The 26,611-nt window shown below is 42.0% G+C and carries 28 protein-coding genes and 1 pseudogene; 20 read left to right on the top strand and 9 right to left on the bottom strand.

Annotated features, from left to right (window positions below; translation table 11 throughout):
- Positions 1-3 precede the first annotated feature (3 nt).
- The 5 genes and pseudogenes from bioB (at position 4) to AC4CU3_RS14880 (ending at position 4,371) form a co-directional block, all read left to right on the top strand.
- Complete coding sequence (bioB, locus tag AC4CU3_RS14860; RefSeq protein WP_279043003.1) at positions 4-996, top strand: biotin synthase BioB; 993 nt, start codon at positions 4-6, stop codon at positions 994-996.
- Positions 997-1,066: 70 nt separating this feature from the next.
- A pseudogene (locus AC4CU3_RS14865) lies at positions 1,067-1,738 on the top strand (class I SAM-dependent methyltransferase); the annotation flags it as partial.
- A 57-nt stretch (positions 1,739-1,795) separates the two neighbouring features.
- Entirely contained in the window at positions 1,796-2,593 is a 798-nt protein-coding gene (locus AC4CU3_RS14870; protein WP_279043050.1) for a thioesterase family protein, read from the top strand.
- 91 nt (positions 2,594-2,684) lie between these two features.
- Positions 2,685-3,458: a Rossmann-like and DUF2520 domain-containing protein gene (locus AC4CU3_RS14875; protein WP_279043000.1), complete on the top strand. Its 774-nt coding sequence runs from the start codon at positions 2,685-2,687 to the stop codon at positions 3,456-3,458.
- Positions 3,459-3,585: 127 nt separating this feature from the next.
- Positions 3,586-4,371 (top strand): fatty acid desaturase, encoded by a 786-nt coding sequence (locus AC4CU3_RS14880; RefSeq protein ID WP_279042999.1) that lies wholly within the window; start codon positions 3,586-3,588, stop codon positions 4,369-4,371.
- 54 nt (positions 4,372-4,425) lie between these two features.
- Here the strand turns inward: AC4CU3_RS14880 and trmB are convergent, their stop codons facing one another.
- On the bottom strand, positions 4,426-5,142 hold the full coding sequence (gene trmB / locus AC4CU3_RS14885; RefSeq protein WP_005400603.1) for a tRNA (guanosine(46)-N7)-methyltransferase TrmB: 717 nt from the start codon (positions 5,140-5,142) through the stop codon (positions 4,426-4,428).
- Between the two features lie 193 nt (positions 5,143-5,335).
- Here trmB and AC4CU3_RS14890 point away from each other — a divergent pair, with 193 nt between their 5' ends.
- Complete coding sequence (locus AC4CU3_RS14890) at positions 5,336-7,792, top strand: ExeM/NucH family extracellular endonuclease (RefSeq protein ID WP_279043048.1); 2,457 nt, start codon at positions 5,336-5,338, stop codon at positions 7,790-7,792.
- Between the two features lie 63 nt (positions 7,793-7,855).
- Here AC4CU3_RS14890 and AC4CU3_RS14895 read toward each other — a convergent pair whose 3' ends face one another.
- Positions 7,856-9,298, bottom strand: a complete 1,443-nt coding sequence (locus AC4CU3_RS14895; RefSeq protein WP_279042997.1) for a SulP family inorganic anion transporter — start codon at positions 9,296-9,298, stop codon at positions 7,856-7,858.
- A gap of 218 nt (positions 9,299-9,516) precedes the next feature.
- Here AC4CU3_RS14895 and AC4CU3_RS14900 point away from each other — a divergent pair, with 218 nt between their 5' ends.
- From AC4CU3_RS14900 to AC4CU3_RS14910, 3 genes are all read left to right on the top strand, one after another.
- Positions 9,517-10,128, top strand: a complete 612-nt coding sequence (locus AC4CU3_RS14900; RefSeq protein WP_078388936.1) for a glutathione binding-like protein — start codon at positions 9,517-9,519, stop codon at positions 10,126-10,128.
- A 156-nt stretch (positions 10,129-10,284) separates the two neighbouring features.
- Positions 10,285-10,866, top strand: coding sequence for an NAD(P)H-dependent oxidoreductase (locus tag AC4CU3_RS14905; protein WP_279042994.1), 582 nt, complete (start codon positions 10,285-10,287; stop codon positions 10,864-10,866).
- 15 nt (positions 10,867-10,881) lie between these two features.
- Complete coding sequence (locus AC4CU3_RS14910) at positions 10,882-11,193, top strand: putative quinol monooxygenase (RefSeq protein WP_178927663.1); 312 nt, start codon at positions 10,882-10,884, stop codon at positions 11,191-11,193.
- A gap of 40 nt (positions 11,194-11,233) precedes the next feature.
- On the opposite strand, the gene AC4CU3_RS14915 is transcribed toward AC4CU3_RS14910, so the two are convergent.
- The 6 genes from AC4CU3_RS14915 to AC4CU3_RS14940 all read right to left on the bottom strand — a co-directional run bounded on the left by AC4CU3_RS14915 (position 11,234) and on the right by AC4CU3_RS14940 (position 14,891).
- Complete coding sequence (locus AC4CU3_RS14915; protein ID WP_279042991.1) at positions 11,234-11,959, bottom strand: hypothetical protein; 726 nt, start codon at positions 11,957-11,959, stop codon at positions 11,234-11,236.
- A 180-nt stretch (positions 11,960-12,139) separates the two neighbouring features.
- Entirely contained in the window at positions 12,140-12,925 is a 786-nt protein-coding gene (locus AC4CU3_RS14920) for a thiazole synthase (RefSeq protein WP_005400610.1), read from the bottom strand.
- A 12-nt stretch (positions 12,926-12,937) separates the two neighbouring features.
- Entirely contained in the window at positions 12,938-13,135 is a 198-nt protein-coding gene (thiS, locus tag AC4CU3_RS14925) for a sulfur carrier protein ThiS (RefSeq protein WP_004696245.1), read from the bottom strand.
- 19 nt (positions 13,136-13,154) lie between these two features.
- Complete coding sequence (locus tag AC4CU3_RS14930) at positions 13,155-13,520, bottom strand: DUF423 domain-containing protein (protein ID WP_279042989.1); 366 nt, start codon at positions 13,518-13,520, stop codon at positions 13,155-13,157.
- A 129-nt stretch (positions 13,521-13,649) separates the two neighbouring features.
- The gene (gene rpoH, locus AC4CU3_RS14935) at positions 13,650-14,519 is read right to left on the bottom strand and encodes an RNA polymerase sigma factor RpoH (RefSeq protein ID WP_004982243.1); all 870 of its coding nucleotides are present in this window, start codon (positions 14,517-14,519) and stop codon (positions 13,650-13,652) included.
- A 138-nt stretch (positions 14,520-14,657) separates the two neighbouring features.
- The gene (locus tag AC4CU3_RS14940; RefSeq protein WP_004696251.1) at positions 14,658-14,891 is read right to left on the bottom strand and encodes a sulfurtransferase TusA family protein; all 234 of its coding nucleotides are present in this window, start codon (positions 14,889-14,891) and stop codon (positions 14,658-14,660) included.
- 390 nt (positions 14,892-15,281) lie between these two features.
- On the opposite strand from AC4CU3_RS14940, the gene AC4CU3_RS14945 reads away from it, so the two are divergent.
- Positions 15,282-15,494, top strand: coding sequence for a cold-shock protein (locus AC4CU3_RS14945; RefSeq protein WP_004648643.1), 213 nt, complete (start codon positions 15,282-15,284; stop codon positions 15,492-15,494).
- A 97-nt stretch (positions 15,495-15,591) separates the two neighbouring features.
- Positions 15,592-16,743, top strand: a complete 1,152-nt coding sequence (rhlB, locus tag AC4CU3_RS14950) for an ATP-dependent RNA helicase RhlB (protein ID WP_004982241.1) — start codon at positions 15,592-15,594, stop codon at positions 16,741-16,743.
- Between the two features lie 60 nt (positions 16,744-16,803).
- On the opposite strand, the gene AC4CU3_RS14955 is transcribed toward rhlB, so the two are convergent.
- The gene (locus AC4CU3_RS14955) at positions 16,804-17,184 is read right to left on the bottom strand and encodes a hypothetical protein (protein WP_078426208.1); all 381 of its coding nucleotides are present in this window, start codon (positions 17,182-17,184) and stop codon (positions 16,804-16,806) included.
- Between the two features lie 232 nt (positions 17,185-17,416).
- Between AC4CU3_RS14955 and AC4CU3_RS14960 the strand changes: the two genes are divergently transcribed.
- The 9 genes from AC4CU3_RS14960 to AC4CU3_RS15000 all read left to right on the top strand — a co-directional run bounded on the left by AC4CU3_RS14960 (position 17,417) and on the right by AC4CU3_RS15000 (position 26,511).
- On the top strand, positions 17,417-17,992 hold the full coding sequence (locus tag AC4CU3_RS14960) for a nitroreductase family protein (protein WP_005400613.1): 576 nt from the start codon (positions 17,417-17,419) through the stop codon (positions 17,990-17,992).
- Positions 17,993-18,015: 23 nt separating this feature from the next.
- Positions 18,016-19,089, top strand: a complete 1,074-nt coding sequence (locus tag AC4CU3_RS14965; RefSeq protein ID WP_058869931.1) for an NAD(P)H-dependent glycerol-3-phosphate dehydrogenase — start codon at positions 18,016-18,018, stop codon at positions 19,087-19,089.
- A 102-nt stretch (positions 19,090-19,191) separates the two neighbouring features.
- Positions 19,192-19,647, top strand: a complete 456-nt coding sequence (locus AC4CU3_RS14970; protein ID WP_005400615.1) for a phosphoglycerate mutase family protein — start codon at positions 19,192-19,194, stop codon at positions 19,645-19,647.
- Between the two features lie 29 nt (positions 19,648-19,676).
- Positions 19,677-20,816, top strand: coding sequence for a type II secretion system protein GspL (gspL, locus tag AC4CU3_RS14975; RefSeq protein WP_234955762.1), 1,140 nt, complete (start codon positions 19,677-19,679; stop codon positions 20,814-20,816).
- Positions 20,816-21,295, top strand: a complete 480-nt coding sequence (locus AC4CU3_RS14980; RefSeq protein ID WP_279042984.1) for a type II secretion system protein M — start codon at positions 20,816-20,818, stop codon at positions 21,293-21,295. The genes gspL and AC4CU3_RS14980 overlap by 1 nt, the downstream gene beginning before the upstream one ends.
- A 90-nt stretch (positions 21,296-21,385) precedes the next feature.
- Positions 21,386-22,396 (top strand): quinone-dependent dihydroorotate dehydrogenase, encoded by a 1,011-nt coding sequence (locus AC4CU3_RS14985; RefSeq protein ID WP_279042982.1) that lies wholly within the window; start codon positions 21,386-21,388, stop codon positions 22,394-22,396.
- Positions 22,393-22,977 (top strand): CvpA family protein, encoded by a 585-nt coding sequence (locus AC4CU3_RS14990; RefSeq protein WP_004696270.1) that lies wholly within the window; start codon positions 22,393-22,395, stop codon positions 22,975-22,977. Before AC4CU3_RS14985 ends, AC4CU3_RS14990 begins: the two co-directional genes overlap by 4 nt.
- 24 nt (positions 22,978-23,001) lie before the next feature.
- Complete coding sequence (purF, locus tag AC4CU3_RS14995; RefSeq protein ID WP_004696272.1) at positions 23,002-24,537, top strand: amidophosphoribosyltransferase; 1,536 nt, start codon at positions 23,002-23,004, stop codon at positions 24,535-24,537.
- Positions 24,538-24,624: 87 nt separating this feature from the next.
- Positions 24,625-26,511 carry a M48 family metalloprotease gene (locus AC4CU3_RS15000; protein WP_168158907.1) on the top strand — a complete coding sequence of 629 codons (1,887 nt, stop codon included), beginning with the start codon at positions 24,625-24,627 and terminating at the stop codon, positions 26,509-26,511.
- The last annotated feature ends 100 nt before the right edge of the window (positions 26,512-26,611 follow it).

Below are 26,611 nucleotides of genomic sequence, written 5' to 3' on the forward strand. Positions count from 1 at the left end.
CATATGCACCTGAGAAATGATTGGACTCGCGCTGAAATACAAGCACTCTACCAACAGCCTTTTTTAGATTTGGTCTTTCAAGCACAGCAAATTCATCGTCAGTACTTTGAAGCGAATGCCATTCAAGTCAGTACTTTGCTGTCGATCAAAACAGGAAAATGCCCTGAAGACTGCAAATACTGTTCACAGTCTGCGCGCTATGACTCAAAGCTTGAAGCTGAAAAAAGAATTGCGGTTGAAAAGGTCATTAGCGAAGCACAGCAGGCGAAAGCCTCGGGTTCTACACGGTTTTGTATGGGCGCGGCATGGCGAAATCCACATGAGCGCGATATGCCTTATGTCTTGGATATGGTGCGTGAAGTTAAAGCTTTGGGTTTAGAAACCTGTATGACGTTAGGCATGCTGAATGCCTTTCAAGCCGAACGTTTAAAAGGTGCAGGACTCGATTATTACAACCATAACTTAGACACGTCGCGTGAGTACTATCCTAATGTGATTAGTACCCGTAGTTTTGATGACCGTTTGGATACCTTAAGTCATGTTCGAGAGGCAGGCTTAAAAGTATGTAGTGGCGGGATTGTTGGCCTAGGTGAAGAGACCAAAGATCGAATTGGTTTATTGTTTGAATTGGCAACTTTACCGATACATCCTGAGTCTGTGCCGATCAACATGCTGGTTCCAATGCAAGGTACGCCTTTGGCAGAAGTTGACAAGTTAGATGTGACTGAGTGGATTCGCACTATTGCGGTAGCGCGCATCATTATGCCGAAAAGTTATATTCGTCTGTCCGCGGGACGTGAATCGCTGTCCGATGCAGATCAAGCTTTGGCTTTTATGGCCGGTGCAAACTCATTGTTTTCTGGTGAAAAATTGCTGACTACGCCAAATATAGCACAAGGCAAGGATCAACAACTCTTTCAAAAACTGGGTTTACATGCAGAAAAAGCCAAACCGCAACTTGCTGAGTTAACAGTCGATGCTATGGCTGTGGCTTAAATGCTAGAACATGCAGTCATGAAAGTGTAGATTTAGGGCGACGAATAAAAGTAGATGAGTGAACAATAAAATGGCGAAAGACTTTCAGAGTCAAACTGTAGTGGATGGTTATGATCAACATATTCGTAAGCTCATTCCAGGTTATGAGTTGGTTCATCTGCAAATTCAAGCCATTTTAAAAACACATCTACCAGAACATGCGCATGTATTGATTGTGGGATGTGGTACAGGTTATGAGCTTTCATATTTGTTGGCGCAGCATCCAACGTGGAGTTTTACCGCTGTTGACCCATCTTTAACCATGATTGAAAAAGCGCAGCAGTTATTGAACGAGACCCATAGTGGTTTAACGCGGGTTCGCTTTGTGCATGGTGATACGACGGCATTACAGGAAAGTGCACAGTTTGATGCCGCTTTAGCCATATTGGTGGCGCATTTTATTCCACTTGAAGCAAAGCCATTCTTCTTTGCCGACATTTTACGCTGTCTTAAAAATCAAGCCATTTTACTAAGCTATGACCTGATGAGCTCTAGTGATGACACTGAACTCAAGGTTCTACAAACCTTATGTCAGAGCAATGGTTTGACGGTGGTACAGTGTGAAAAAATGATTGAGCGCCTGCAACAAGATTTTTATTTAGTCTCGGCCAGCCAGATGCGAGAGCTTCTGACTAAAGTTGGATTTCATGAAGTACGAACTTATAGTCAACTGTTGAATTATTATGGTTTTTTTTGCACAAAAGTAAAAACCAATGGCAGTGAAAAGATACATTTTAAAGATAAGAATGAAGGAATACACATGGCAGCCTATTATCAACTTTTAAATCGTGAACAGCACAGTGATGGAAGCTGTACGGCGTCTTATCTTTCCAATATTCATGCACAAGGCGCATGGAACCCGCATGAACAGCACATGGCACCTGCAACAGGGGTTTTATGTGCGGAGTTAGAGCAGTTTCAACCACGCGATGAGATGCGCATTGGACGCGTGAGTTTAGATATTTTTGGACTGATCGCTTTTGGTGAGTTTACGGTGCATACCAGTGTCATTCGTGCTGGAAAAACCATTGAACTGATCGAGGCGGAAATGCAGGCAAACGGGAAGACTTGTATTGTGGCCCGTGCTTGGAAAATGATGAAGCAAGATACCAGTGCAATTGCAGGGCTAGAAGATCAATCGATTGTACATCCTGAAACTTTGCCAGTATGGGATGGGATGAAATGTTGGCCGGGTGGTTATATCCAAAGTATTGAGACACGTGCGGCAGAAGGGCACCGTGCTGGTAAAGGCATTGTCTGGTTACATAATGATTTGGACATGGTGGAAGCTCAGGACACATCAAGTTTTGTGCGGTTATTGGGTATGGTCGACACAGCCAACGGTATTGTGCCACGTCAAAATCCAGCATCTGGATGGGGCTTTCCCAATTTAGACTTACAACTGCATTTATACCGTTTACCTCAAGGGAAATGGTTAGGTTTGGAAGCGACTCAGCAATATGGTGATGATGGTATTGGCTTAACCAGTGCGGTTTTGCACGATGAACAAGGGCCATTTGGCCGTAGTGAACAGATTTTGACTCTGCGTAAGTTTTAGTTGGTCAGTATCAATTTAATAAAAAAAGGATGAATTGCTTCATCCTTTTTTTATTGGCATGCTGTAGGCACTTTAAAATAGTGAAATGAAGATGCGGATCAGTTTAATTGGAGCGGGGCGGGTGGCTCATCATTTGGCTAAAGCCCTGATGTCTCAGCATGAAATCATCAATATTTATAGCCGAAGCTTCGACAAAGCCGCGGATTTAGCGCAAGTCGTACATGCAAAGGCGGTCAGTCATTTTAAGCAGTTAAATGCTGATGTGGATTTGGTGATTATTGCAGTAAGTGATCAGTCTATTCCGAGTGTGATTTCGGCCTTGACTGAATATCTGCCGAATGTGTTGATTGTACATACTTCGGGGAGTACAGCTCTTTCAGTTTTGGCGACGAAACATGCACGTGCAGGAGTTTTTTATCCCTTACAGACCTTTAGCTTAGAACGTGAAATTGATTGGTCAAATACACCGTTGTTTGTAGAAGCCACTGAAAATACGGATCTTCAAAGACTACATATACTGGCAGAAAGCCTGAGCCAACGCGTGTATAGCTACAGCTCTGCGCAGCGTCTAAGTTTGCATTTAGCGGCTGTCTTTGCCTGTAATTTTAGTAATTATTGTTATGACATGGCGAAACAAGTGGTGGATGCAGAGCAGGTCGATTTTAATCTGCTACAACCATTGATCTTAGAAACCGCACAGAAAGCTATACAGAATGATCCGAAGCAGATGCAAACTGGCCCTGCGATGCGTCAGGATCAGAATATTCTAAAGATGCATCAACAGATGCTTGCACAAGCTCAACGAGCAGATCTTGCTGAAGTGTATGTTTTAATGAGTCAGCAGATTAGTCAACGTCACCGTTGACATTCAATATAATAAACGAAGAAATGAATCACAAAGAACAAGCAAAGCCACTGAAAACGTGGCTTTTTTTATGCCCTAAGATTCGGTACAGTGTTGCTTAAAATAAATACAAACAAATAGAGGGTATATGCGTTCACATTCATTATTAGAACAAGTGCAGTGGAAAGATCTCGTTCAGTTAGGCCGTAGCGATGTGATTAGTGAGTTATTTATCTCTTTACCGTGGTTGATCGTCTCTTTCATTTTTGCAGGTTTACAGTGGTATGTCTTGGCGCTGTTTTGCTCGTTTATGTTTTTTTTAACAGGGCTCAGACAGGTGCATAACGCCTTTCATTTTGCCTTAGGTATTAGTCGACCTGCGACCCATTGGGTCATGTTTGTTTTGAGCATCGTCATGCTCGGTTCGATGCATGCTGTACAAATTAATCACCTCCGCCACCATCAGCACTGTATGCAGGACGAAGATATTGAAGCAAAAAGTGCAACCATGCAGTGGTGGAAAGCTTTGCTTTTTGGCCCTGTTTTTCCATGGATGTTGCATAAAAAAGCCTTTGAGGTTGGGACTAAAACCCAGAAAAAATGTATGTCTGCTGAGCTGGTTGCCAACGTCATTGTCTTGTTTTTGGTTTTTATGGTCTTGGATATCAGTATTTTAAAATACCATGTCAGTGCCATGTTGATTGGACAATGTATGACAGCATTTTTTGCGGTATGGACGGTGCATCATGATACGGAAGATCATGTGTATATGGCGCGTACAGTGCGTAATGAGTTTAAACGGGTCGTGACCTATAACATGTTTTATCATGTGGAGCATCATTTGTTTCCAACAGTGCCGACACGTCGTTTACATATTTTAGCAAAACGCATGGATGAACATGATCCAACGGTTGAAATTAGGCATGTGTTCTAACATTTTAAGCATAAAAAATAGGGCACTAAGCCCTATTTTTTGAAGATATAAAATTTATTTAATTTTCTTAAATAAGAAGTCGTTAATCTTATGACCTTCTTCTAGTCCACGACGTTCAAATTTAGTTTGTGGACGCCAGTCTGGACGTGGGTAGCTGTTGCCTTTGCCTGCCATATTCTCAAGATTTGGACGGTTATCGAGCACATCAATCATCCACTCCGCATACGGTTCCCAGTCAGTTGCTGCATGGAATGTGCCACCCATTTCCAACTTCTGTTCAACCAGTGGCATACGGTCATGGGAAACGAAACGGCGTTTGAAGTGACGTTTTTTCTGCCATGGGTCTGGAAAGTACAGTTGCACAGCGTTAATGCTGTTGTCTGGCATTTCACGTAATACTTGAATGGCATCAGCATCTAAAAGACGAAGATTGGTTAAACCTGCAATTCCAGCTTCATACACACATTGCGCGATACCCGGAACATGCACTTCAATCCCGACGTAGTTACGTTCAGGGTTGGCCTGCGCCATCAAGACTAATGAACGTCCCATACCAAAGCCGATTTCAACCGTGAGCGGACGCTCTGGATGTTCAAACTGCTGGCGTAGGTCACCTACAGGGTATTCCAAAATCATGTGACCATATTGTTCAAGCGCAGTGCGTTGCGAGGTGTTCAGCGGAGATGAACGACGCATAAATGTCACAATTTCGCGGTGTTCATTTAAGTTGTCTAGCTCGACGACTTGCTGGTCTAATTGATCATTCGTCATAATTTTGGCAGATGTAGAAATTCGAAAGCGGTATTGTAAGTCCTGAGCAGGACAAGTCAAATTTTTTACTCAGAATTTATTAAATTCAGCACCATTGAGTGTGCGCAGCCTAGAAATTGTCATCATTTATTAATCATGATGTAACGAATAAAAATTAACCTGCCATACGATTTAACCAACTGATAAAAAAATGATGAAGAATTTTAAGCCACAAATATTAAGCCTGAGCCTGATTTTGGTAGGTTGTTCTTTTCCAGCGTATGCACAACTCTTGTTTAGTCAGTATGTAGATGGAACTTCAAATAAGAAAGGATTGGAGATTTATAATCCAGATCCGACGACGGTCAACTTGGCAGAATATCAGATCAAGCAGTTTGCAAATGGCAGTAGCAGTGCAAATTTGACGGTGAATTTGACAGGGCAATTGGCGGCAAAGGGGCATTATCTGGTCGGGCATTCTGCTTTAAAAGAAGCTCTAGGCGATACGGTGCAACAGCAGGCGAACTTAGCTTTCAATGGTGATGATGCTTTGGTGCTTTATCATAATGGTATTGCGATTGACCGCTTTGGTACAGTGGGCGAAAGACCAAGCACTGGATGGGGTAGTGTTGCAACAGCGAATAGTTTTAAACGCATACTATTAAGTAATAATGTTTCTAGTACGGGGATAGACGTTACCGCGCCGTTTGATTTGGCATCGGCATGGGAAAAATGGTCAGATCGAGATGCTTTTTCCAGTTATCTGGCTGGAAATACAGTGGTACCACCATTGACCACCGTGAGCTGTAGTACGACAGCTACCCCAATTGCAGCATTGCAAAGTGCCGCGCAAGATGTGGAGTATGTGGTGAAAGGCGTAATCACGGCTGATTATCGTTATAACAATGGTTTTTCAGGTTTCTTTGTCCAAACTCCAGATGCTCAGGCTACTGCAAATACCAGTAATGCGGTGTTTGTCTATGTTCCCTCTTCAAGTCGCGTGACCGGTGGGCAAGTCGGGCAGGAAGTCATTTTCAAAGGCAAACTGAAAACCTATCAAAACCAATTACAGCTTCAAGATTTAAGCAGCGATATAAACGTATGTAATCCTTCGGCAAGTGACTTGGTTAAGCCAATGGCGATCAATTTGCCCTTTGATAATTTGACTGAAATGTCAGGCCATGCACCGAAACGTTATCAGGGCATGTTGGTCAATATTCCTCAAACTTTAACTGTCAGTGAAAACTATGATTATGGGCGTTATGGTCAGTTGGCTTTAAGCCCTGCGCGTTTATATATCCCAACCAATTTATATCCAGCTCATTCAACCGAAGCCAAAACACTGGCACAACAAAATTTACGTTCTAAACTTGTTTTGGATGATGGTTATAATAATCAGAACAGAACGCCGTGGTTGCCAAGTGCTTTTAGTGCAAAAAATACCCTTCGTACAGGTGCACAACTGCAAAATGTACAAGGTATTTTGGAATACCGCTATAACCAATGGCGAATTCAACCTGTGCTTGGGGCAACAGCGCCACAAGTCTTAGACGCGACAAACCCCCGTGCAAACGTTCCAGCAAAGGCCACACAACAAGTTCGTGTTGCAGCATTTAACGTACTGAATTATGACAATGGTTTGGCACAAGGTTTTCCGACGGAACGTGGTGCAAGTTCCGAAGCTGAGTTTAAAAAGCAACATCTGAAAATTGTCAGTGCATTAAAAGCGATTGATGCAGATGTTTATGGTTTGATGGAAATTGCCAACAATGGTTATGGCGAGCGTAGTGCAGTTGCATTTTTAGCCCAAGCGCTGGGGAGTGACTGGAAATATGTAACGCCTCCAAATGCTGACAAACTTGGAACCGACGCGATTGCTGTTGCTATTATTTATAATGCTAAGCGGGTCAAACCAATCAATGAAGCAGCGGTCTTTGATGACCAGAGCCAGAAAAACCGAGTCACGATGGCGCAGACCTTTCAAGCCTTATCTGGCGGGAAGACTTTTACGGTTATTCCCAACCATTTGAAGTCTAAAGGTAGCTGTCCAGATGATAAAACTTCGATAGAGGCAGATCAGGGCGACGGTCAAGGTTGTTGGAATCCAACCCGCGTTAAAGCGGTGCAAGCGTTAATGCAGTGGATCGCGAAGAATCCAACACAGGTGAGTAAACCGAATGTCTTACTGTTGGGTGATCTGAACAGTTATGCCAAAGAAGATCCAATTCTGGCGCTTGAACAAGCCAACTATAAAGTACTGTTGAATGATGAAAAAATTGGTCAGGGGAAAGCAGCTTATAGCTATGTTTTCGGCGTAGCCAGTAATGCTCAAGGTTATGGTGGTGCAGGCAATTTAGACCATGCGATTGCCGATGCAGCACTTTATCCTTTGGTGAAAAAAGCATTTGCATGGCATATCAATGCAGATGAACCGACGGCACTAGACTATAACGAAGAATATAAAACGGAGGAGCAAATTGCTGCATTTTATGCGGACGATGCTTATCGCTCTTCTGACCATGATCCTGTGATTGTGGATTTAGACTTAAACGATGCAGTGGTTAACGATGAGGATAAAACCAATGCAGGAAGTACGGGGCTGTGGTCTGTATTAGGGTTAATTGGTTTGGCATTGTATGGCAGTTTAAGACGTCGTAAGCATCAGTCTTAATCCGTTTTATGGATAATAATAAAAGGGCGTCATCGCCCTTTTATTTTGTCTATGGTTTCAACTTTATGAGCTGATACGGTCAATGAGGGTGCTGCTGGCTTCATTTAAGCCTAACACCTCGACCACAACACCGCGGGCTGCAAACTTTTCAACTACCGCATTTAACATTTGGACTGAAGTCATATCCCAAATATGTGCATGGCTGAGTTCAATTTCAATCTTCTGAATATGTTCGTTAAAGTCAAAAAACTGAAAGAATTTCTCTGAACTGCTAAAGAAAATTTGACCGCTCACCACATAGCGACGGGTATGGTTATGTAGTTCGGACTGAACATGAACCGTACTTTCCAGTTTATTGATGAAAAATAATGCGGACAGTAAAACTCCGACAAAGACACCTAAAGCAAGATTATGTGTGGCTAAGACAATGATCACCACACTCAACATCACTACATTACTTTGTAGCGGATGTTTAGAGAAGTTTTTAACCGAGTCCCATTGAAAGGTTGTAAATGCCACCATGATCATAATGGCAACCAAAGCTGCCATTGGAATATAAGACAGCCAGTCTTTAAAAAACACCACCAAACACAGTAAAAACACACCAGCCACTAAGGTTGAAAGCCGAGTACGTGCCCCAGAGCTGACATTAATTACAGACTGTCCAATCATGGCACAACCTGCCATACCGCCCATAAAACCGCTCACAATATTGGCCATACCTTGTCCGCGACATTCTTGATGACGGTCACCTTCAGTACCTGTGACTTCATTCACTACTGTGGTGGTCATCATGCTTTCAAGCAAACCGACGGTCGCTAATGTGATGGCGTAAGGGAAGACAATTTGCAGCGTTTCAAAGTTCAGTGGAATATCAGGCAGTAGAAAAATAGGTAAAGTATCGGGGAAATGACCTAAATCACTGACCATACGCATATCTGTGCCTAAAAACAGCGCCAAAGCGGTCAGGACGAGAATACAAATGAGCGGTGAAGGAATGGTTTTCCCTACTTTAGGCAGATAGGGAAACAGATAAATTACAGCGAGGCCAAGAGCGATAAATGCATAACCCCAGTGATTCATTTGGCTGAGCTCTGGAAGTTGCGCCATGAAGATTAAAATCGCTAGTGCATTTAAAAAACCATACACCACCGACTGCGACACAAAACGCATCAGTTTGGCAACTTTAAAATATCCCGCAATGATCTGAATGACCCCAGTGAGGATGGTTGCCGCCAGTAAATACTGTAAACCATGCTCTTTGACCAGCGTGATCATGAGTAGTGCCATGGCGCCTGTTGCTGCTGAAATCATGGCTGGACGACCGCCAAAAAAAGCAATGCTCACTGCGATACAAAAGGAGGCATACAGTCCAACTTGAGGGTCTACACCTGCAATTGCTGAAAAAGCAATAGATTCGGGAATTAGAGCAAGTCCTACCACTAAACCAGCAAGAACATCGGTACGAATGTTAGAAAACCATTCATCTTTTTTTAGGCTAATCACAGATCAAATTCATTTTAGAGTCAAGGGGGCTATGGTAAAACAACTCTGTTGCAAATTGCAGTGTTGTTACACTTGAAAAAAAATGTAAATTAGACAATATTCAAAAGGTAGACCAAAATTTTTCGTTTACGCTTTTTTGCAATTTACAGGTTTTGATCACTTGAAAGTTTGTTAGAAGCCATTTAAAACAGAGAATAGAGTTATAACAAGGATCAGATATGAAGCTTTATTATGCACCGGGTGCGTGTTCACTTGCGGCGCACATTATCCTCAATGAAATTAATGTTGACTTTGATTTAGTCCGAGTAGATTTAAAAACACATAAAACAGAAAAAGGTGCTGATTATTACGAAATTAATCCAAAAGGATATGTACCCGCTTTAGAGATTAATCCAGGTTTGATTCTGACTGAAAATGTAGCCATTTTGCCATTTTTAGCACAACATGATCCAAAACAAGATCTTATTCCTCCATCGGGTTTGGGGCGTGCCAAAGTTTTAGAATGGTTAGGTTATTTAAATTCTGAATTGCACGATGCTTATGCTGTTTTCTTTGGTGCGCCATTAGATGCTGCTGCCAAAGAAAAAGCCTATGCAGAGATTGATCGTTTACTCAGTTATATCGATAAACAAATTGGTGAGTCGGATCATGACTATTTGGTCGATGATAATTTTGGCCCCGCAGATGCGTATTTATTTGTCCTTACCAATTGGTCAAATGGTATCGAACATGACTTATCACCGTATAAAAATATTATCTTTATCCGTAATAAAGTGGCTGAACGTCAGTCAGTACAAATTGCAATGCGAGATGAAGGTCTAATTCCTTAATTTTGATGCATTGAAGAAGCGCCGAAAGGCGCTTTTTTTGTACTTTAAAATTTATTATTGATATTTAGTCAATAATATTTTGCATATTCACTACTTTTTAGCGCTGAACAGAGTCTCTATAGTGCCTACATAGATTTTGGCTTTTAGGCTCTTCCCATGAAAAATATTTTATTAGTTAACGGTGCGAAAACTTTTGCACACTCGAATGGTCAGTTAAACGATACCTTAACTGAACTTGCACAAGAGGTGTTGTTAGACTTAGGACATCAGGTTCAAGTGACACGCGCCGACAGCGAATATGATGCAAAAGCTGAAGTGGAGAAATTTCTGTGGGCAGACACCGTGATTTACCAAATGCCGGGTTGGTGGATGGGTGCACCATGGACTGTGAAAAAGTATATCGATGATGTCTTTACCGAAGGGCACGGTAGTCTGTATGCCAATGATGGACGCTCACGTTCGGATGCTTCAAAAAAGTATGGTTCAGGCGGTCTGATTCACGATAAAAACTATATGCTGTCGTTGACGTGGAATGCGCCGATGGATGCATTTAACGACGCTGAACAATTTTTCCATGGGGTTGGGGTCGACGGAGTTTATTTACCTTTTCACAAAGCCAATCAATTTTTAGGAATGCAAACCTTACCGACGTTTATTGTCAATGATGTGATTAAAGCCCCTGAAGTTGAAGCCTATATGGCACAGTACCGTGACCATTTGACGCAAGTTTTTGCTTAATCGGGAGAAGTGACCATGTTAACTGTAATAGCTGAAATTATTTGTCATTCAGAGCAAGATTTTAAAACGGTTCTTGATTCATTCAACAACATCCGTGAGCAAGTATTACAAGAGCCCGGTTGCCATCTCTATGATGTGCATATCGACCATCCTGCTGTTGAGAGTGCATTACAAACCAAAGTACCGTTTTCAATCATGATGTATGAAAAATGGGAAAGCATGCAGCATTTAGAAACACATATGCACAGTGTCAATATGCAGCAACATGCTCAAGCAACTGAAGGTGCAGTTGCTCATGTACAAATTCGTATTTTAGAAGCGCAATAAGCTACGCATATGAGTTTGACCGCGCTTTTCTTCGCTCCGTTTATTTAAACTCCAGTGCTTCATTAAACTGAACCTGTTCGAGTTTCAATGCGTAGCGCTGTTTGAGTGTTGTCCATTGAACTTTGACAGGTTGTGTTGTTTCAGCAAACTCATTTTCACCTGTCGTACTTTTTACTTTACCTGTCATAAAGTTGATACTTCGCGCCGTGATGTCACCTGATGCACGGTGGAAATCGTTGACATCATAACCAATCAGTTTAAATGCACGGTCTTGGTATCGGAAGGTATACGTGTGATTGGTCACATACCACGAACTACAGCTTAACCAGTAGTGCAGATGAACTTTGAGCACGCCTTTTTGAATACTTAATGCTTCAGTCTCACCGAGTGGATCAGCGAGGCAAGGGGACTCTATATCGCCTTCTGTCGGCAAAGTAGTATTAGTCGCCGCAAGTTGATAACCATGCATTTGCTTCAATAAAACCAAAAGCTTTCGTTCATTGATATTGAGGACATCACTCCCTAAGCGATCATTTTTAACAAAATGTTCAGGATTGGTGTCTTCAATAATCAGGGCAATATCCGCTTGACCATCTTGGTTTAAATCGCCTTGGACTTTTTCTAAAATCTTCCAGTTTTTTGGCACAAAAGATTGGTAGCTTGTTTTGAGAGTCGGTTTTTCCTCTACTTTGGCCCAAGCATTGCTTGTGAGTGTTAGGAAAAATAGGGCATTAACTATGAGTGTTGGTCTGATCCATTTTTGCATGGGCATCGCTTCCTCTCATTTTTATATGGTTATAGATGTTTGAAAGTGTCATTGAGTGTATCAAAGCGTGTGGCGAAATGTCCCAACAACCTAGGTCATCATAAAGAGCTGCCCTTGTGTTGAAATAAATAAAAAAGGACTCAGAAGAATCCTTTTTATCGCTTAAAACAGATTAAGAGATTATTTAAAGAAATAACCTGTTTCTGGTGAGCTTGCGTTGGCCATACGTTTGCGAGGCATACGACCTGCGAGGAAGGCTTCTCGACCTGCTTCAACGGCTTTTTTCATTGCAGAAGCCATTAAAATGGGATGTTGAGCGGCAGCAATCGCGGTATTCATCAACACGCCATCACAGCCGAGTTCCATGGCAATGGCTGCATCGCTTGCCGTTCCCACACCAGCATCTACCAACACAGGCACTTTGGCATTTTCTTTAATAATAGAAATCGTGTGTGGATTCAAAATCCCTAGACCCGAACCAATCAAACTACCTAAAGGCATGATGGCAACACAACCCATACTTTCAAGTTCTTGCGCCACAATTGGGTCATCGGAGGTATAGACCATGATTTCAAAACCATCGTCAATCAAGGTGCGTGCCGCTTTCAATGTTTCAGTAATGTTTGGATATAGCGTTTTTTCATCGCCCAATACTTCAAGCTTGACCAAGTTATGACCGTCTAATAATTCACGCGCTAACATACAGGTACGCACGGCACTATTGGCATCAAAGCAGCCTGCTGTATTCGGGAGAATAGTGTATTTTTCAGGTGGGACCACGGACAATAAGTTTGGTTGGTCGGGGTGTTGACCAATATTGACGCGACGAATCGCAACCGTCACGATTTCTGCGCCACTGGCTTGAATGGCCAAATCGGTTTCTTGCAGGTCCTTATATTTACCTGTGCCCACCAGCAGACGAGATTGAAATGATCTAGAACCAATGATGAGAGGGCTGTCTTGCATGTGAACTCCGTATTAACCGCCACCGACGGCATGAATAATTTCAATTCGATCCATTGCACAAATTGGGGTATGTTCCAATTTACTTTTACTAATAATGTTTTCATTTTGCTCAACAGCAAAACGTTTGCCTTCAAGTGCAAAGGTTTGCACCAGTTCAAGCAGGTTTTTACATTCGGTGTGCTGTAGTTCGCCGTTTAAATAAATCTGCATCGTGCTTATCTCTAGTTGTTTACTTGGCATATTTCATGGCATTCCATGCCAGAACCAACCAACCTGCAATCATCAATGCGCCACCAATTGGGGTAATCGCACCTAGGCCACGCGGTAAGCCCAATGCCATAACATACAGGGAACCACAGAAAAAGAAGATGCCGATTTGAATCAGTAAAAAGCTGGTTTTGATGGGAAGCTTAGGAAGGACTTTGGCCAAAATGCCGAGCGCCAATAAACCAAGCGCATGGTAAAAAAAGTAATCAGTTGCAGTTTGCCACCAAGCCAATTGGGCTTCAGTAGCACGTGCTTTGAGACCATGTGCGCCAAAGGCACCTAATATAACGGCAAACGCTAAATTCAGCGCTGAAATCGCAATCCACATATGCAATGCTTTACTTATATCACTGTGCGCAACAAAGTAGCATATTTTGAAGAAAGGTTAAAAGACAAAAAGCCTCATTTATTGGTAAAAAGAAAAGGGCATTTCGCCCTTTTCTGTATTGGTATCATCTTAGTTCGATGACATCGCCACTTTAATTTTTTCCATGGCATTTTTTTCAAGCTGACGAATACGTTCTGCGGAAACATTATATTCAGCAGCCAGTTCGTGCAGCGTCGATTTTTCATCATCTAACCAACGGCGCTGTAAAATATTACGTGAACGATCATCAAGTTGTTCCATCGCATCATGCAGAGCATTGGTGCTTTGTTCTTCGTAATCTTCTTCTTCAGCCAAACGCGCTGGGTCGTAGCGGTTATCTTCAAGATAGAGCGCAGGTGCAACATGGGTTGAACCTTCATCGTCATCATCACCCTGAGCTTCAAATGCTGCATCATAAGCAGTTAAACGACCTTCCATTTCCAACACTTGTTCAGGTGTTACATTGAGGTCATTTGCAATCGATTGCGCTTCTTTTAGAGTGAGCTTTTTAGACGATTTTTTTAGACTACGTAAATTAAAGAACAGTTTACGTTGTGCTTTAGTCGTCGCAATTTTGACAATACGCCAGTTACGAATCACATATTCGTGAATTTCGGCTTTAATCCAGTGCACCGCAAAAGAGACCAAGCGTACGCCCATGTTTGGGTCGAAGCGTTTAACGGCTTTCATTAAGCCCAAGTTACCTTCTTGAATGAGGTCGCCTTGAGGTAAGCCGTAGCCTGCATAACTGCGGGCAATATGAACCACAAAACGTAGATGCGACATGACTAAAAGTTTAGCGGCATCTAGGTCTTGGTCATAATAGTAGCGTTCAGCTAACTCTTTTTCTTGTTCCGCTGTCAAAATCGGGATTTGGTTGACAGTACTAATATAAGCGCCCAAGTTTACACCTGGTGCCGATAATGACAGGGGCATCAATTGATTGCTGCTGTCACTCATGTGTTCTCCTTAGGGATTTCATTTTTACCCAACAATTGAATTTATTTTAATCCAATCTTCCACTGAATAATGGAAAATTGGGTATAGAAATGTAAACTTTTATGCAAATGTGAATAGACTTAGTGTAATTGAAAAGAATTAAGATTCAATGAAGTAGTGAAATTCATGTTCATTAATTTGTTTCAAAACACAAGTTAAATGATGGATTTCGCAATAACGCGTGATATCGATCTGACTGTGCGGATCAGACGATTTTAATAGAAAATGCTGCGCCGGACTCTTCTTAAGTGCGCGTTTAAGCAACAACAGAGGCATAGGACATGGTTGCCCCATTGCATCAATAATGTTGGTATTTTGTTCGATATCACTCATATAGCTTAGTAAGGCTTCACAACATTCAGGATGATAGAAATAGTAGCAAATTCAGTGCCAAAACCCAAATATTTCATGTGTTATAGGCCTATAGTCGCTATATCTAAAATTACAAATAACTAGTTAAAAAATATGCTGAATTAAAAAGACGATTAATCAAAAAAAGGGTATGAATTGTTTTTAACCCATGTTAAGCTCGTCGCGTACTGGGATTTAACACAACCATAAATTGTTTTAAATCCTATTTTACAAATGGATGTAACCGGGATTTTGTTAATAGTTATACAGAATGATTACAAGCTTAGAAATAATAAATATTTTTAAACCTTGTTTGGTCTGCTGTTTGCAACACCGGGTGGTCCTTCTTTTAGATACAATGAGGATTAACTTATGACAGCTCGTGAACAAGGCGTAGTTAAATGGTTCAACGACACTAAAGGCTTCGGCTTTATCCAACGCAATGGCGGCGACGATGTATTCGTTCACTTCCGTGCAATCCAAGGCGACGGCCACCGTTCACTACGTGACGGCCAACGCGTTGAATTCAGCGTTGTAAAAGGTCAAAAAGGCTTCCAAGCTGAAGAAGTACAACCTTTAGACTAATTGTCTGAACGTACTTTAAAACGCCCCAATGTAAATTGGGGCGTTTTTGTTTATACTACAGATCAATTTTCGTGATTTTTCGTCAGAGCGCACTTATATGTCATCAGGTTTTGAAACCTTAAATTTACATCCTCAACTTAAACGAGCTATTGATGCTTTAGGTTTTAAGGATATGACGCCTATTCAGCAAAAGGTTTTAAAATTCACTTTGGCGGGACACGATGCAATTGGTCGTGCGCAAACGGGAACCGGTAAAACAGCGGCATTTTTGGTGAGTGTGATTAACGACTTGCTGAATAACCCAATTCAAGAGCAGCGCTACCGCGGTGAACCTCGCGCCTTGATTTTAGCACCGACCCGTGAGCTTGCACTGCAAATTGAAAGCGATGCGAAAGAACTCACAAAATTCTCAGATTTACATGTCGTGACGCTTTTAGGCGGCGTTGACTTTGATAAACAAAAAGCACAACTCGATAAAAAACCTGTCGATATTATGGTGGCGACGCCAGGTCGTCTGATTGACTTTGTTGAGCAAAAAGAAGTTTGGCTCGACCAAATTGAGTTTTTGGTGATTGATGAAGCCGATCGCTTATTGGATATGGGCTTTATTCCTTCAGTAAAACGTATTGTTCGTTTCTCACCGCGTAAGGAACAACGTCAGACTCTGATGTTCTCTGCAACGTTTAGTTACGATGTTTTAAATCTTGCACAGCAGTGGTTGTTTGAACCTGTAACTGTTGAAATTGAGCCAGAGAAGAAGACCAATGCAGATGTTGAACAACGGGTGTACATGGTCGCAAAGTCAGATAAATATAAATTGCTACAAGACATTCTGCGCGATGAGCCTATTGAAAAAGTGATGATTTTCGCAAATCGGCGCGATCAAGTGCGTAAACTCTATGACAACTTAAAGCGTGATGGCTATAAAGTGGTGATGTTGTCAGGTGAAATCGCACAAGACAAACGTTTGAAAATGCTAGATCAATTCAAAAATGGTCAACATAACATCATGATTGCAACCGATGTTGCGGGGCGTGGTATCCATGTGGATGGTGTATCGCATGTGGTGAATTTCACCTTGCCTGAACAGTCGGATGACTACGTACACCGTATTGGTCGTACAGGCCGTGCAGGTACAAGTGGTGTGAGTATTAGTTTTTTATCTGAAGATGATGCGTTCTATCTACCCGAAATTGAAAAAGCCATTGGGCAAAAACTACCACTGACACGTTTAGAGGGTTATTGCTAATCGTTTGACGTGATTGGTGTAAAAAAAACCGCTCAGATGAGCGGTTTTTTTATGGCATCTTTATTTTGCTTTACACGAAAAAGTCAGGATTGTTTGATAGTCACTGTCTTGGTTAATGCCTGAGTTTGTACCCGAAATAGAACCCAGTACAGATGCGGCTGCTTGGATCATTTTTCCAGTTTCATCGCTCACGACGCCTTTCAAAGCACCTTGATAGTCGGTTTTCTCATCACTCACAATCGCTGTTGCTTTAGAGCCACAAGTTTTAGCTGCTGCTTCAATCGCGTTGTTTTTTGCAATCAGTGCAGTTTTACCAATACCCGTAACTTCGTATTGATTGTCAGCTTTTTGGATCGCTAAAGAGTTGCTTGGTGTCGATGCACAAGCGCTTAGAAGTAGTGTTAGTGCTGCTGCTCCAGCAATAGCGATATTCTTTTTCATTTCATACCCCAGTCATGTTTTATTAAATCATTGTTTATTGGAACATAGCTTGTCGGATGAATCATGTAAGAAATGTATGAAAAATGCAGTCTTATCGAACAGTTTAAAAAGTGCTCAGGATTTTAAAATTAGTTTTGCTGAAACTGGGTATTTCATACTGAAGCGCTAGAGCAAACTTTTCAGAGTGTGCTACTCTAAAACGTATTGTTTAATTTGAAAGATTAAGAGCCTAATGACGGAACTCGCGGTAGATATCGTTCACCAGAATATGCATCAACGTCAATCGATTGGCCATTTGGTCGAGCCTGCTCCCAATGCAGAACAATTAGAGCGGGCATTTCAAGCCGCATTGACTGCACCAGATCATCATCGTTTAAAGCCGACACGTTTTATCGTAATTGCTGAAGATCAACGTGAGGCATTTGGTGAGTTATTGTCACAAGCCTTGGCTGATTTGGGCGAAACGGAATCGGCACAGTTAGAGCGTGTTAAAAATCATCCTTTTCGTGCCCCATTACTGGTTTTGGCACTGACTAAATTTCAATCGCATCCGAAAGTCCCTAATTTTGAGCAGACTTTAAGTAGTGGCGCTGCTATTCAGAATTTTATTTTGTCCTTACAAGCTCAAGGTTTTTCGAGTATGTGGCGTAGTGGGGCAGTGGTGGAATCGGTGCATTTCAAACAGGTTTTAGGCCTCAGTGCAGATGATTTGATCTCAGGTATTTTATATATTGGTACGGCAGTTAAAGCGATTCCGCCACGTGCTGAAATTCAAACCCAAGATTATGTAAGTTATTGGAATCAATAGTTCCATTTTAGGATATAAAAATAATGTCAGAGTTAAAGTTTTCAGATTTGGTTGAACCTGTAGCAGTAGATCAAAAAACGGCACTACGTATTACAGTTTTGGGTGGTGGTAGTTTTGGGACGGCCATGGCGAATACCGCGGTTCGTAATGGCTGCGATACCATGATTTGGATTCGTGATGAAGCCGTTGCAGCTGATATCAATGCAACGCATATAAATAAACGCTATTTGCCTGATTTTAAACTTGAAGATGGTTTACGTGCAGTTTCAAATATAGAAGAGGCTGTTCGTGATCGCGACATTATTTTGGTGGCGATTCCGAGTCATTCTTTCCGTGATGTCCTTAAACAAATTAAACCGTTTATTACTTCGCAAGCAGTGGTGTCTTTGACCAAGGGTATTGAAGCGAATACTTTTAGTTTTATGAGTGATATTATTCGCTCAGAGTTACCAGAAGTGCCTTATGGCGTGTTATCTGGGCCAAACTTAGCCAAGGAAATTGTGGCAGGACAACCGGCTGGGACGGTCATTGCAAGCCAGTCTGACTTAGTGCGTTACGCTGTACAACAAGCTTTGCATAGTGCCTTGTTCCGTGTTTTCGCCAGTGATGATGTGCATGGTGTAGAACTCGGCGGTGCGCTTAAAAACATTTATGCGGTTGCGATGGGAATGGCTGCTGCATACAAAGTCGGTGAAAATACCAAGAGTATGATTTTGACTCGTGCTTTGGCGGAAATGAGTCGTTTTGCTGTGAAGTTAGGGGCAAATCCACTGACCTTCTTAGGTTTGTCTGGTGTCGGTGATTTATTTGCAACGTGTAGCAGCCCACTCAGTCGCAACTATCAAGTCGGTTTTGCACTGGGGCAAGGCAAGAGTTTGGAACAGGCGACCACTGAATTGGGACAAACAGCAGAAGGCATTAACACCATTGTACAAGTCAAAGCACGTTCTGAAGAGCTAGATGTGTATATGCCGATTACTAGCGCTTTATACAGTGTTATTTTTGAAAATGCGCCACCAATGACAATTGCATTATCCTTAATGAAAAATGGACACCGCAGTGATGTGGAGTTTGTTTTGCCGCATCATGAGGTTTAAAGTCACTTAAAAACCGAAATAAAATGAGAGTTTAAGTGGATAAGATGACTGAATTGTCATAAAAATTAATTAAAATAATCAGGATTTGAATAAGGATTTTTTATGCAACTGACTTTGGTACGTCATGGCGAAGCTGCGCCACCGATCATGGGGAATGACACTAAACGTCCACTCACCGAACGTGGGCATGCACAGGCAGAGCAAACTGCTGACTTTTTAAAGTCACGCATCCAGCCTGATGTCTTTGTGGTTAGCCCATTGCTGCGTGCGCAGGAAACATTGGCACACATCAAACAGCACTTTGCGGATGTGCCTGTTGTAATTTGCAATACTATTAAGCCCGATGATGATGCAAAAGCGGCTGTGGAATGGTTATCACATTTGCCGTATGAGTCTATTGTGGTGGTGTGCCATATGAATGTGGTGGCGCATATGGCCTCGATTTTGGTGACAGAATCTTTCAATCCTTATGCTTTGGCTGAAGCGCGGATTTATGAGCAAGCAGTTATCGCGGAAGGCTTGTCGACACAAACAAAAGCATTTATACCTAGCATATAAAAACCAATTAAAACGGCAGAATATAATACATGTTGCAAATTTGGATGCCCGAAGCCGATGGAACATGGCACTGGTCTATAGGGGAAAGATGGCAATCTGCTCATACACTTGAGCAATTGATCCAAGATATACAAGCGCATCATGGTGAGGAAGCAACTGTTTTCTTTCCAAGCCGCGATGTGCAAATTATTCAGCAAAATATGCCTAAGGCTCAATACAAGCAGTTGGGGGCTGAAGGTGTGAAGTATTTGCTCGAAGAATATGTATTGAGCTCAATCGATCAGATGAAAGTATTACATCACTTTCAAGCGCCTGAGCAACTCACTGTTTTGGGTATTTCAAAGCATCGTTTAGAGACTTTACAGCATGCCTTGAGTTTGATTCCTGTGAAGCTGGTCAGCCTATTGCCTGATTTTCTGATTTTGCCTGTACCTGACGCAGAACAGATAATCTTAGGCTATGTTGAAGAGCGACTTCTGTTTCGCGCTAATACTTGGTTGGGCGGATCAATTGATGATCTTGCTGTATTTTTAGATTATCAAGCAGTCAACCAAAAATATAAAATTTGTAACTTTAGTGCTTCGCACATGCATAGCTTAAACGCCAGTGTGACGCAGGAGCAGCTTGAGTCTTTCCATTATGAATGGGCGGCATTGCCAAGAGCAAAACAACATCCATGGAATCTTTTGCCGAAGGTGAGAGAGCAACATGTTTCAACGGGCTATTGGAAAGCCTGTGCAGCGGTATTGGCTGCATTGATTGTGACGCAATTGACCTATGATGCGACCCGTTGGTATCAAAATAAAAAGCTTGCAGAGCAAGTGGCTGTTCAGGCGGTCGATCAATTTAAATATTGGTTTGGTGCGAACTATCCTGTGACCGAGCAAACGCTGCGAAGCCAGTTTGAATATCAACTGAATATGAATAAACAAGCTGATGCTCAAGCTTTGTCTTTATTGAGTCGCGTTGGGCCTGTGCTCATGCAACAGCAAATTGTGGCTAATCAGGTGGTGTATGAAGCGAATAGCCTAAATATGCAACTTAAAGCCAACTCGGCAGAGGCTTTACAGACACTTACTCAGCAGCTTAATCAACAAGGTTTTCAGGTTGAATTAGGCAATATTCAGCCGACCACGGGTGGGGCAATTGGAATGGTGAAAATACAATAATGAAAGCCATGCAAAATTTACAAACAGTTGTAGATCAGCGTTTAGAGCTGATCAGTACTTATTTTGATCGTCTTACACCGCGCGACCGTGTATTAGCTATCTTCTTGGTCATTTTCGTATTGGTGAACTCGATAGGGGCTGCACTTTGGTATACCCATGCTGCGGCAGAGAAACAGCAAAAACGCGTGAACCAGCTCAAAGAAACCATGACATGGATGCAGAGCAATGCAGTCACCATGAAATCGAGCTCAGATGGGCAACTGACTCCGATGGAGCAGATTCAACGTATTGCACAGCAGCAAGGTTTGTCGGTTGCTTCGCAGCAGAATGCTGAACAAATTCAGTTGGTGGTAAGCCATGCAAACTATGTGGTGTTGGCCAACTTTTTGACCCAACTAACGCAAAATGGTTTGAGTATTGAAAAAATGGAGTTGGTCTCAGATGCAGGGCAGATTAAATTATCGGCTAGCGTTAAATAATCGCTAAAAATAAAGCCAGACGAAGCATGGTGTTTTAGCTAGGCTATGCCTATAATATGGCGACTTAAAAAGCAGTAGACTTTTACAGATATGTTGTATTCTCTTGCCCGCCCTTTGTTGTTTACTTTAGCACCAGAGCGTGCACATGAGCTAACACTATCGCTATTGAAATCAACGCATAAGCTAGGCTTAATGCGTCAAAATATAGCGGCTAAACCGGTGACATGTATGGGCATCGAGTTTCCCAATCCTGTAGGTTTGGCTGCTGGTCTAGATAAAAATGGTGTTTATATTGATGCACTGGCAGGTCTAGGGTTTGGTTTTATTGAAATTGGAACCATTACTCCACGTCCACAGAAGGGTAATCCTTTACCGCGTTTATTCCGTATCCCACAAGCTAAAGCTATTATTAACCGTATGGGTTTTAACAACGCTGGTGTGGATCAACTGATTGAAAATGTCAAAGCGGCAAAGTTCAAAGGGGTTTTAGGGATTAATATCGGCAAAAATGCGGATACCCCAGTCGAAAATGCAGTAGATGACTATCTCATTTGTTTAGAAAAAGTCTATAACTATGCGTCTTATATTACTGTTAACATTTCTTCTCCAAATACTAAAAACCTGCGTAGTTTGCAAAGTGGTGATGCTTTAACCGAGCTGCTAGAGACGCTGAAAAAACGTCAGTTAGAGTTGGCTGAAGAGCAGCAGCACTATGTACCCTTGGTGTTGAAAGTTGCGCCGGATTTGGAAGCGGAAGATATTCAATTTATTGCGAAACAACTGCTTCAGTTTAAAATTGATGGTCTGATTGTAACCAATACGACTTTGTCTCGTGAAGGGGTGGAAAACTTACCTTTTGGTGATGAAGCGGGTGGTTTATCTGGTGCGCCTGTGTTTGAGAAAAGCACAGCGTGTTTAAAAGCCTTTGCTGAGGTTTTAAAAGGTCAGATTCCTTTGATTGGTGTGGGGGGGATTTTGTCGGGTGAGCAGGCGCTTGCAAAACAAAATGCAGGGGCAAACCTTGTACAAGTTTATAGTGGCCTCATCTATACAGGACCAACCTTAATTCAAGACTGCGTCTCTGCAATGAAAACAACATGAATGCCATTGATATCTTCATATTGATTGTATTGCTCATTGGAGGGCTCAACGGTTTGCGTCAAGGATTTGTTAAAGCCTTTGCGAACTTGATAGGATGGATTTTAGCGCTGATTGTTGGTGCTAAATTTGCAAGCGTCCTAGCACCTTCGATGGTCTCACTCAGTGAAGATCCAGTGGTTCAAAAAATTGCAGCTTTTGCATTTATTGTATTGGTTATTGTGGTTTTGACGTGGATAGTCACGGCATTACTGAATAACATATTGAAGAGTTTAAAACTCGGGCCTTTGAATCGATTAGCCGGCGGTGCTTTTGGTTCATTAAAAGGGTTGTTAATTGTTCTGATTACGATGCAAGGTGTCGGGTCTTGGGTTGAAAGTTCTCCATATTGGAGACAATCCAAATTTGTCCAAACACTTTTGCCTTATGCGCCATGGGCGATGGAGCTTTCTAAAGAGGCTGCAAGCGAGGCGATGTCACATATCAAGTCTAAAGATACGCATGTATCTTCAGATTCTTCACCGAAAATTTCTTCGAAAAATGCTGAGGGACAGGGTGAGTCAACAAATAATCCTTTTTATTAATCCTAGCTTGTCTGCGAGGTTGCTATGTGTGGAGTAGTTGGTATAGCTGGTAAATCAGCTGTTAACCAAATGTTGTTTGATGCATTAACGATGTTACAACATCGTGGGCAAGATGCAGCTGGGATAGTAACCTGCCACGAAGGTCGTTTATTCTTACGTAAAGACAATGGCATGGTTCGTGATGTGTTCCACACTCGCCATATGCGTGCATTACAAGGTAACTATGGTATTGGGCATGTGCGTTATCCTACTGCGGGTTCATCGAGCAGCGCTGAAGCGCAGCCCTTCTATGTGAACTCACCTTACGGGATCACGTTGGCGCATAATGGTAACTTAACCAATGCTGAAGAAATTCATGACGATCTGTTCAAAACAGACTTACGTCATATGAATACGGATTCAGACTCAGAAGTACTGTTAAACGTGTTTGCGCATGAGTTGCAAAAACGCGGCAAATTAATGCCTACAGCAGACGACATTTTTCATGTAGTTAGTAAAGTACATGAACGCTGTAAAGGTGGTTATGCCGTGGTTGCAATGCTTACTGGGCATGGATTAGTCGGCTTCCGTGATCCAAATGGTATTCGTCCACTGATTTACGGTTCGCGTGAAACTGATGCTGGTATGGAATATATCATTGCATCTGAGTCTGTCGCTATTACGGCACTCGGCTTTAAAGTTGAGCGTGATATTGCGCCGGGTGAAGCGATCTTTATCGACTCACAAGGGCAGATGTTTACCAAGCAGTGTGCTGAAGCGCCTGAATACCGCCCATGTATTTTTGAATATGTTTACTTTGCGCGTCCAGATGCGATTATTGATGGCATTTCAGTCTACAAAGCACGTTTAAAAATGGGCGAAAAGCTTGCTCAAAAAATCTTGACGGAGTGGAGTGAAGAGCACGATATCGATGTTGTGATCCCAATTCCAGATACCTCGCGTACCTCTGCACTTGAACTTGCAAATATGCTGGGTGTGAAGTTCCGTGAAGGCTTTATGAAGAACCGCTACATCGGCCGTACCTTCATTATGCCAGGTCAGCAATTACGTAAAAAATCAGTACGTCAAAAGTTGAACCCTGTTGAACTCGAGTTCCAAGGTAAAAATGTACTTTTGGTGGATGACTCGATTGTGCGTGGTACTACGTGTAATGAAATTATCCAGATGGCACGTGATGCGGGTGCGAAAAAAGTCTTCTTTGCTTCTGCTGCGCCGATGGTGAAATATCCAAACGTGTATGGCATTGATATGCCAGCAAAAGAAGAGTTGATTGCATCTGAGCGTACAGTTGAAGAAATTCGTGAAATTATTGGTGCAGATCGTCTAATTTTCCAAGATTTGGAAGACTTAAAAGCAGCTGTGCGCACTAGCAAAGTACCAGATTTACAAGAGTTTGATTGCTCGGTATTTGATGGTAAATATGTTGCTGGTGGTATTGATGAAGCTTATTTAGATGAATTACAGGCGAAACGCCGTGAAACATCGAAAAAGAAAGACAGCTATATTGATGTCAATATTGATGCAGCTTCCGTTGATTTGACGGGTGTGAAAGAAGTCTAATTGATTTAGATTTGAGAAAAGCGGGAGTTTCCCGCTTTTTTCATTTATGATGGATTGATTCAAAAAATGTAAGAAAAGGGATTTACATTGAAGGGTGTAAGTTATTCAATCATAAAGAATAAAAACATGTTGTGGTCTGCAAGTATCTGCTTGCTTGCGGTACTTTTGTCGCTATTTATTTTAAATACTGTGGCTGGACTGCTGGTTTTTTATTTTGATTCGAGTCAAAGCATTTTTTGGCATAGCTTGAGTATTTATATCATTGGTTTATTGCTCTTAGTGATGAGTTATTCCGTGGTGTATGAGCTGTATGTGTTTCGTTCAGGTGGACATAGTCTGGCCAAGCAACTGCGTGCACGACGTCTAAGTTTGATTGAAAGTACACCTGAAGAAAGTATTGCACTGAAAATTACAGAAAAACTAGCGGATACTTTTTTAATTGAAACACCTGCTGTCTATGTTTTGCCCGATGAGGTGGGGGTAAATGCCTTAACCGCTGGTTTTTATCCCAAAGATATTGCGATTATTTTAACGTGGGGCGCACTGCAAAACCTCGATGAACTTGAGCTGACGGGGTTGTTGAATCATGAGTTTAATCAAATTTTATCTGGTGAGACCGCTGAAAATACACGGCTAAAAATTTTATATAGTGCCCTCACCACCTTTAGTCAGTGGGGCAGTAAAATTGCTAAATTGGGATTTTCAACTCATCATAAAAAGTCGCAAAGTTTTGAAACTACTTTTGTCGCAACAGGTGGTGTGATCTGGTTGATTGGTAGTTTGGGGGTGCTGGTTACCCGCTGCATTAAGTTTCTGACGTTGGGGGGGCGTACTTTAAAAAATGATATGAAAACACGTCGTCTGATGCAAAATGATGCCAATATTCAAACCTTGATGCGTATCTATGTGCATCACGCAGGTTCGCAAATTCACAGTGAATATTCTGAGTCGATTGCACACATGTGTTTTGCCAACTCATTAAGTGCACAAAGTTGGATGAATATTCATCCAAGTATTGAAGAACGTATTTATGAAATGAATCCGAATTTGGTTCAAGACATACAGTTAGAAAACCTAGAAAAACTGCGCAACCGTCCGCTATTTGGCTTGTTTCGTTCCTTAGAAGAGCAGTACGCGGATTTTCAAGCCCCTTGGACTTCACCGCAGCCTTTGCCCTTATTAAGACTGTCTCCGATTAGTTTTGCCATTAAAGATGCGATTAAACCGCTTAACCCTGAAGTACGTGCGCATATTGAACGTCCAGAGCTAATTCAGCGTGCTTTACAGACCGCAACAGGATCACGCGAGCTGATGGTCGCAATTCTCATGATTCGCCAATTCCGTGAGTTTATTCCTGCTGAGGCTGAAGTGAGTCGTGCCATTGTTGATTCATTGTTAAACCTAGATGGTCGTGTTCATATTTCAATTTTTCATGAGGCATGCCGAAATATTGGTGGCATGCCAGCAACAATTGCACGCCAGTTTTTATTAAAGTTGGCTAGGATTATTCAAGAAGACGGTGAAATTGGACTGTTGGATGCACTGCTACTTGAACGGGTTAAGTTTGAGCTGAATTTGTTGCCTGTACATACACCTGCGGCCCTAGATGAAGTTAAACCGCAGATTGTGCGTTTAATTGATGCTTTGTTACATGTGCAACAAATCAATAGCGAAACACAGTTGGAAGTACGAGAGAAAATTTTACGTCGAGTTTTAACTGTGCAAGAGTTAGAGCAGTATGCGGAAATTTCAGATGAGCCGATTGATTTGGCCGAAATTTTAAATGATATGGCGGGGCTGCTACTTCGGGATCGTTTGAGTATTTTGGGGGTGGCTGAAATTTGTCTATGGAACGACCGCATTATTACTCAAGATGAGCAGGATGTTTTGGAGTTGCTTTATTGGCGTCTCGGTTTTGACAGTGAAGAGATCGTTGAGCAAATGCAAAAGAAGAATCGCTTAATGATTGTTTAATTGAGTGGTGAATTTGGCCTTGAGCATGTTCTTGATATTTGCATACTGTCTATACGAATAAATGTGAAAAGAACAGCATCTCTAGGCATTTCTCGATAGA

Source organism: Acinetobacter sp. 802_lipA, from assembly GCF_058242885.1.

Coding starts and splice junctions, on each gene's coding strand:
- rhlB (WP_004982241.1), top strand. CDS start 15,592: ATGTCATCAGGTTTTGAAACCTTAAATTTACATCCTCAACTTAAACGA.
- AC4CU3_RS14920 (WP_005400610.1), bottom strand. CDS start 12,925: ATGCAAGACAGCCCTCTCATCATTGGTTCTAGATCATTTCAATCTCGT.
- AC4CU3_RS14890 (WP_279043048.1), top strand. CDS start 5,336: ATGAAGAATTTTAAGCCACAAATATTAAGCCTGAGCCTGATTTTGGTA.
- AC4CU3_RS14910 (WP_178927663.1), top strand. CDS start 10,882: ATGTTAACTGTAATAGCTGAAATTATTTGTCATTCAGAGCAAGATTTT.
- AC4CU3_RS14955 (WP_078426208.1), bottom strand. CDS start 17,184: ATGAAAAAGAATATCGCTATTGCTGGAGCAGCAGCACTAACACTACTT.
- AC4CU3_RS14985 (WP_279042982.1), top strand. CDS start 21,386: ATGTTGTATTCTCTTGCCCGCCCTTTGTTGTTTACTTTAGCACCAGAG.
- AC4CU3_RS14875 (WP_279043000.1), top strand. CDS start 2,685: ATGCGGATCAGTTTAATTGGAGCGGGGCGGGTGGCTCATCATTTGGCT.
- purF (WP_004696272.1), top strand. CDS start 23,002: ATGTGTGGAGTAGTTGGTATAGCTGGTAAATCAGCTGTTAACCAAATG.
- AC4CU3_RS14940 (WP_004696251.1), bottom strand. CDS start 14,891: ATGAGTGATATCGAACAAAATACCAACATTATTGATGCAATGGGGCAA.
- gspL (WP_234955762.1), top strand. CDS start 19,677: ATGTTGCAAATTTGGATGCCCGAAGCCGATGGAACATGGCACTGGTCT.
- AC4CU3_RS14970 (WP_005400615.1), top strand. CDS start 19,192: ATGCAACTGACTTTGGTACGTCATGGCGAAGCTGCGCCACCGATCATG.
- AC4CU3_RS14965 (WP_058869931.1), top strand. CDS start 18,016: ATGTCAGAGTTAAAGTTTTCAGATTTGGTTGAACCTGTAGCAGTAGAT.
- AC4CU3_RS14870 (WP_279043050.1), top strand. CDS start 1,796: ATGGCAGCCTATTATCAACTTTTAAATCGTGAACAGCACAGTGATGGA.
- thiS (WP_004696245.1), bottom strand. CDS start 13,135: ATGCAGATTTATTTAAACGGCGAACTACAGCACACCGAATGTAAAAAC.
- AC4CU3_RS14900 (WP_078388936.1), top strand. CDS start 9,517: ATGAAGCTTTATTATGCACCGGGTGCGTGTTCACTTGCGGCGCACATT.
- trmB (WP_005400603.1), bottom strand. CDS start 5,142: ATGACGAATGATCAATTAGACCAGCAAGTCGTCGAGCTAGACAACTTA.
- AC4CU3_RS14990 (WP_004696270.1), top strand. CDS start 22,393: ATGAATGCCATTGATATCTTCATATTGATTGTATTGCTCATTGGAGGG.
- AC4CU3_RS14945 (WP_004648643.1), top strand. CDS start 15,282: ATGACAGCTCGTGAACAAGGCGTAGTTAAATGGTTCAACGACACTAAA.
- AC4CU3_RS14915 (WP_279042991.1), bottom strand. CDS start 11,959: ATGCAAAAATGGATCAGACCAACACTCATAGTTAATGCCCTATTTTTC.
- AC4CU3_RS14905 (WP_279042994.1), top strand. CDS start 10,285: ATGAAAAATATTTTATTAGTTAACGGTGCGAAAACTTTTGCACACTCG.
- AC4CU3_RS14880 (WP_279042999.1), top strand. CDS start 3,586: ATGCGTTCACATTCATTATTAGAACAAGTGCAGTGGAAAGATCTCGTT.
- bioB (WP_279043003.1), top strand. CDS start 4: ATGCACCTGAGAAATGATTGGACTCGCGCTGAAATACAAGCACTCTAC.
- AC4CU3_RS14960 (WP_005400613.1), top strand. CDS start 17,417: ATGACGGAACTCGCGGTAGATATCGTTCACCAGAATATGCATCAACGT.
- AC4CU3_RS14930 (WP_279042989.1), bottom strand. CDS start 13,520: ATGTGGATTGCGATTTCAGCGCTGAATTTAGCGTTTGCCGTTATATTA.
- rpoH (WP_004982243.1), bottom strand. CDS start 14,519: ATGAGTGACAGCAGCAATCAATTGATGCCCCTGTCATTATCGGCACCA.
- AC4CU3_RS14980 (WP_279042984.1), top strand. CDS start 20,816: ATGAAAGCCATGCAAAATTTACAAACAGTTGTAGATCAGCGTTTAGAG.